This window comes from Lentilactobacillus diolivorans DSM 14421 (assembly GCF_001434255.1).
In the GTDB taxonomy this organism is placed as follows: Bacteria; Bacillota; Bacilli; order Lactobacillales; family Lactobacillaceae; genus Lentilactobacillus; species Lentilactobacillus diolivorans.
Genome location: NZ_AZEY01000075.1, coordinates 70,518 through 77,112 on the forward strand (window position 1 = coordinate 70,518; position 6,595 = coordinate 77,112).

Consider the following 6,595-nt stretch of genomic DNA (forward strand, 5'->3'; position numbering starts at 1 on the left):
TTGATCCGCTTAAATGACTGGGATCCAGCCTCCCTTTGTTCAATCACAAATGAGACGACAAAAAAGGAGTTGGGCAAATAAAGTTACCCCAACTCCTTATTAGTTGATTACGTCGTTATCTATTTTGTTAATTTAATTATTAATTAGTTGATCGATCAGTTTATCCAATGAATCGACATAGCTCTTAAGTTTGGCATTAACAGCTGCTTGGCTCTTGTCGACAACTTCAATGTAGAACTTTACTTTTGGTTCAGTTCCGGAAGGTCGAACGGCAACCCATGTTTCATCATCCAACCAATATTTGAGAACGTTGGATTTAGGTAAAGAGATGGTCGAAGTTTTGCCATCCTTGTCAGTTAAGATTGATGTGCTGTAGTCAGCGTGACTTGTTACCTGATGGCCATTTATTTCAGATAATGGTTTATCACGAAGTTCTGAAAGAATATGAGCCATCTTATCTTTACCATCAAGACCGTCGAATTCTTTGGCAATCGTCTTCTCAGCAAAGTAGCCATACTTTTTAAACATTTCGTCAACACCATCATATAATGTCTTGCCCTGGCTCTTGTAGTAAGCTGCAACTTCAGCAAGCAACAATACAGTCTGAATGGCATCCTTATCACGTACGAATGGTTTAATTAAATAACCAAAACTTTCTTCGAACCCAAACAAGAAAGTGTGATCGTGAGCGGTTTCGTAATGATGAATTGCTTCAGCAATGAACTTAAAGCCGGTTAAGACGTTGTTAGTTGCAACGCCATAGGAAGCGGCAATTTTTACAGCTAAATCAGTTGATACAATTGATTTAACAATTGTTCCGTTTTCTGGTAGTGTGCCAGACTTTTTCTTGGCAGATAGGATATAATTAAGTAATACGCTCGCAATCTGATTACCGCTTAATAGTTGGTAATTGCCATCCGGCTGACGAACGGCACAGCCCAATCGGTCAGCATCAGGATCACTGGCGATTAAGACATCGGCTGAAACCTTTTTACCGAGCTTCTTCGCCAAGTCAAAAGCTTGTGGGAATTCTGGATTTGGAAATGGTGTTGTTGGAAACTCCGGATCGGCAATGGTTTGCTCAGGAACAACAACATAGTTCTTAAAGCCGGCTTCTTCTAAAGCGCGGCGGGCAATCACTTTACCAGTACCGTGAAGTGGCGAATAAACAAACTTCATGTTGGCGCCGACATTCTTAATCAGGTCCAAGTCAATGTTGACTGTTTTTACTTTTGCAAGATAATCAATATCGACGTTTTCACCAATTAGATTCATGACACCCGACTCACGAAGCGTTTGTTCAGGTGTTACCTGGATTGCAAACAAGTCACTATTCTTTCGAATGTATGAGGTGATCAGGTCAGATTCCTTGGGCGGCATTTGACCGCCATCTTGACCATAAATCTTAAAACCGTTATATTGTTTAGGGTTATGGCTGGCAGTGATCATTATGCCGGCGTAGGTATGCAAATGACGAACAGCAAATGATAACTCGGGTGTTGGCCGAATGTCGTCAAAGACGAAGGTTGGGATGTTATGAAAGCCTAGAACCTTTGCGGATTCATGAGCAAATTCCTTTGAGTGGTAACGAGAATCAAAACTAATTGCCACACCACGTTTTCTGGTGGCATCATCCAGCGTATCCATAAATGATGCCAAGCCTTCAGCAGCTTGACGGACTGTGTAAATGTTCATTCGATTGGTGCCGGCGCCCATGACACCACGCATTCCGGCAGTTCCAAATGAAAGGACTGTTCCGAAGGCGTCTTTCTTTTGATCAGGATCATTTTTCATATTGTTTAAATTAAGTAAAATATTAGCTGGTAAATTAGGTTGTTTTACCCATTCTTGGTAAGCACTCTCAGTATTATCGTTCAAAGCGGGATCCTCCTTATATTTAAACTCAGCTTTATTATAGAAATTTTTGGGGAACTCGTCAATGAGTTTACTAGCTAAAAATGCTAATCTGACGGAACATCATCCAGTTACTTGAGTAAACAAATAGATATTTATTTTAGTAAATTAACTAAATAGGTTTATAATTAAAATTGAGGGCTTTATTTCATTAATTAAAGGGGTGGAGAAAATGGCAACGATTAAAGACATCGCGAAACGTGCTGGTGTTTCAATTACCACAGTATCGCGGGTTTTGAATTATGATAAAACGCTATCGGTCAGTGATACAACGCGAAAGAAAATTTTCCGAGTCGCTGAGGACCTGGATTATACTAAAAAGAAGAAGGCCAGTACCACCCGTGACAATATTGCAATTGTTCAGTGGTACACCGAGAAGCAGGAATTGGATGATCTATATTATTTATCAATTCGAATGGGTGCTGAGAAGCAGGCCGAGAAGATGCATTACAAAGTAAAACGATATTTTGCCAATAGCCAATTAACTAAAATTGATAACGTCAAAGCAATTGTGGCAATTGGAAAATTTAGTGATGCACAGATTAAAACCATGCTGAAGGCAACAAAAAATATTGTCTTCGTTGATTATGATACTTTGGCGAAAGGGTACGATTGTGTGGTAACGGATTTTGATAACGCGACAGAAACGGTTTTAAAGCATTTCATCGATCACAACTTGAAGCGAATTGGGATGCTTTCAGGCGTTGAGTATTCGACTGACCACAAGTTAAAGATTGTTGATCCGCGTTTTGAAGTCTTTAAGAATTATCTGGAAAACCATTCGTTATATGATCCGGCAAATGTCTTTGTGGGGGACTTTACGCTGCAATCAGCGTTTGATTTGGTTAACAATGCATTGAAAGCATCACGTAAGGATTTTCCCAACGCGTTATTTGTGTCAAATGATGCGATGGCAGTTGGCGCTTTAAAGGCGCTTCGCGAAAATAAGGTCAAGGTTCCCGAAGAAGTTAGTCTGGTGAGCTTTAACGATACAGCGGTTGCAAAATATGTGATTCCATCTTTGAGTGCCATAAAAGTCGATACAAGCAAGATGGGCGAAGTCGCTGTTCGATTGTTGGATATTGAGTCTAACGAGGATGATCACCACACTCCTGAAAAAGTAATCGTTGGAAATCGACTAATCAAACGTGAAAGTAGTGTGTAGTCCTGATTGTTGAACTTAAATTTAGCGGACTATCATAATTGGAGTCTGAGACAGGTTACAGCTTGTCTGGGCTCCTTTGTTTTTGTTAGCGTCATTTGGATTTTTATGGGACTTTTGCCGTTAAATCAACATCTAACCACCCAATGAATGATTGACTTATTGTTTATTACATTTATAATTTAAAGATGTATATTGAAATTAAATTTTTAATGGGGATGTAGACGTTTTACGTGTTTCGGCGTTTACAAATATGCCAATAATTTGTAAATAAAAACGGGTTATTAGGCAGGCTAGCAGCATAATTCATCGAATCCTGGTCATCGTTTTTCTCGGCACCGTTATGGTTTTCGTTACGGTCTGATACATACTTTTAAATTTGCTGCAGGAGACTTGATGATCGTTCCAAAAGAACATGAATACTTAATTGGGTGGTAAGGAGAAAGCAATGAATAAATTCTTCAAAAAATATATTGGAATCGTCATCGTGTGGTTAATCTTGATTATTGCGGCGATTATGACGATGCCAAATTCTTCCAGGCTGGTCGCCAACCAGGGACAGGCAAAATTGCCGGTTTCGGTGCAGAGTCAAGTTGCTAAGACGATAAAGAATCACTGGGGACCTAAAGTTAGTCATACACGTCAAGTATTTGTTGTCTTTAACAGTGGCAGCAAAAAGAAATTAAACGACGCGCAAACTACTCGGATAACGTCTACCTTATCAAATTTAGATAACAAGCAAAAGGGTTTGGATATTGCGTCAATTGTTAAGCCTAGTGATGCAACCGGTCTGGCTAATCAATTTATTTCAAAAGACGGAACAACCCAATTAGCTGAATTGACTGTTGGTAAGCGAGACTCAGTTCGTAAAATGAACACTAATTTGAAACAGGCAACCAGGACGGCTGGTGTTAAAACGTATGTGACCAGCAGTGACGTTTTGAAAAGTGATTCACAACAGGCAACTAAAGCTGGAATTTGGAAAATTGAAGTCATTGCTGCGGTGGTTATCTTTTTAATCCTGGTTTTAATTTTTCGGTCATTATGGATCCCGGTTATTTCGCTGCTTTCTACGGCCGTTTCCTATCTGATTGCACTCAGTGTCGTTTTTAATTTGGCACGACATTTTAACTTTCCAATCTCAAGTGACACCCAAGTTTTCATGCTGGTTATTTTATTGGGACTTGGTACGGATTTTAGTATTATGTTATTTAATGAATTTAAGCAACAGCTGCGAAGAGGTAGCGACCAGCTGGAGGCAACATTGTTAGCCAGGAAAAATGCTGGTAAAACAATCTTGGTTGCCAGTCTGACACTAATTGTCGGTTTCGGGTTACTGGGGCTGGCAAGTTTCAATGTGTATCGGTCACTGGCAGGCGTGGCAATTGGCATTTTTGTTTTACTGTTGGTATTGGCTACCTTTACGCCATTCTTTATGTTTGTGCTGGCAGAGCGGCTCTTTTGGCCTTCCAGGAATCTTGAGGCTCATAATTATAGCCGATCATGGGGATTCTTATCGACCCAATCGGTTGCCCACCCGATTATTGCGTTAATTATTGCAGGAGTGGTGGCAATTCCATTTGTGTTAGCCAGTCAGGGACGTCTTAATTACAATCCTGCATCTGAATTGAATAGTGACAGTCCTGCCAAAGTCGGATATAAAGTCATTCAAAATCATTTCCCTAATGGGCAGGGTACGCCCGTGACGATTTATATTAAAGCTGATCATAAACTACAAAATGATAAGGATTTGATGCAGGTTGATCGAGTTACCAAGCAGTTACAGGAGCAAAAAGGGATTCACAGTGTGACGTCTGCAACGCAACCCCATGGTATTCCACTGGGACAAATGTATGTTAATCAGCAGATTGAAATGCTCAATACTGCCTTTGGAAACACTGAAAAGGGTGTTAAAGGTGTTTCTAAAAAACTGAAAAAGGCTAGTATCTCGACTTCGTCTCTAGGACAGATAAATAGTCAATCTCGGGCAATCTCTCAGATGATGACATCTATTCAACAACAATTTAATAATAATGGTATTTTTGAAACTCCTGAGCAAATGGTTAATCAAATGCAGAAGCAGTTACGCGATACGCATCGTCGACGGTTAACCCAAGTGCAACAAAATATTATCTTAGTTGCGCTTCGTCGGACCATGAATGATCAGGAACAACAGTCGCAAATGAACAGTGCATTATCGAGTATTGGTTTAAAGACAAATGCGATTAACTCAAGCACAACGTCATTTAGAAATGAGCTAAATTCGGTTCAAAGTCAATTTCGTTCTTATGGCAGTCAACTAAACAACTTTGGCGTTTCAATCGGATTGTCAAATGCCTTTTTGAAAGATGTCGGTCAATCGCCATCAACTAAAGTATTTTATATCTCCAAAGCGATTTTGAAGAGCGGCATTTATAAGCAAACGTTCGCAGAGTATATGTCAAAAGACCAAAAATCAACTAAATTAGAGGTTATTTTGGATGGCAATCCCAGTTCACCAGCAGCTATGCGAACTGTTCGGGGACTTCAAAATCAAGTTCAATACGATCTAAATGGAACTTCGCTGAAAAATGCTAAAGTTGCCGTTGGTGGAGATACATCGACAATGGCTGATACTCAGCAAACTGCTAAAGCAAGTTTCAAAAAGATTACGATTATCGTTGGGGTTGCAATGACACTTATTTTAATGTTAGTTGCCGGCTCAATTCTCCAACCAGTTTACATGATGGGCGCTTTAGGCGTTACTTACTTAATGTCATTAGGCTTTACTAAATGGTTTAGCGGCCAATTTCTTGACCAAAAGTTTTTAACTTGGAACATGCCGTTTCTAACCTATATGATGTTGTTAACGCTGGGCGTTGATTACAGTATTTACCTGTTCATGAAATATCGACAGACAAATCCTGATAGCAAGTCCAGTACCAGAATGATTAATGCCTCGATTTTAATTGGAACGGTTGTTATTTCTGCCGTTATTGTGATTGGCGTTACCTTTGCATCACTTATTCCATCAGGCGTTTTGACTTTGATTCAAGTCGCAATTGCGATGATCTTTGGTTTAATTATTTTCGGCCTTGTTGTGCCGGTGATCATACCAGGATTAATGAAATTAACTTATGAGGGTTTTGATTTCAAGTGGCGGAACCTAAAGCATAAAAAGCGTTCAAATTAGCAGCCGGGTTTTCAGTATTTTGAGATAATTGATCGGCGAATAAACATAAACAGAGACTAGACAATGGTTATTTTGTCCAGTCTCTGTTTGTGTCATCACGATTATTACCGAGTGAAAATGTGTACCAAAAGGCTGTGCAACCGAATTATCCCAATATGCAAATTCAGAATATCTCGTTGAACTTGTTAATTAGTCAGAAAACTTGGATCAGCAAACCCCGGCCATGTAAGCCCCCTGATTTAACATTCCAAGAACAGGAATATCTCATTGAATTTTTTACTTGGTTAAAACGGGTCTAAAATTTTTGGGGTTGATACCGTAAGGTATCAATCTTTTTTTGCATATAA

At 39.5% G+C, this 6,595-nt stretch carries 3 protein-coding genes; 2 read left to right on the forward strand and 1 reads right to left on the reverse strand.

Annotated elements, in window-relative coordinates; genetic code table 11:
• Positions 1 to 132: 132 nt before the first annotated feature.
• Positions 133 to 1,878 (reverse strand): phospho-sugar mutase, encoded by a 1,746-nt coding sequence (locus FC85_RS07950; protein WP_057865002.1) that lies wholly within the window; start codon positions 1,876 to 1,878, stop codon positions 133 to 135.
• Positions 1,879 to 2,086: 208 nt separating this feature from the next.
• Here FC85_RS07950 and FC85_RS07955 point away from each other — a divergent pair, with 208 nt between their 5' ends.
• Positions 2,087 to 3,079: a LacI family DNA-binding transcriptional regulator gene (locus tag FC85_RS07955; RefSeq protein ID WP_057865003.1), complete on the forward strand. Its 993-nt coding sequence runs from the start codon at positions 2,087 to 2,089 to the stop codon at positions 3,077 to 3,079.
• 445 nt (positions 3,080 to 3,524) lie between these two features.
• On the forward strand, positions 3,525 to 6,248 hold the full coding sequence (locus FC85_RS07960; RefSeq protein ID WP_083485045.1) for an MMPL family transporter: 2,724 nt from the start codon (positions 3,525 to 3,527) through the stop codon (positions 6,246 to 6,248).
• Positions 6,249 to 6,595: the final 347 nt, after the last annotated feature.

Excerpts from the sequence above, each read along its gene's own strand:
- FC85_RS07955 (WP_057865003.1), top strand. The coding sequence starts at position 2,087 with ATGGCAACGATTAAAGACATCGCGAAACGTGCTGGTGTTTCAATTACC.
- FC85_RS07960 (WP_083485045.1), top strand. The coding sequence starts at position 3,525 with ATGAATAAATTCTTCAAAAAATATATTGGAATCGTCATCGTGTGGTTA.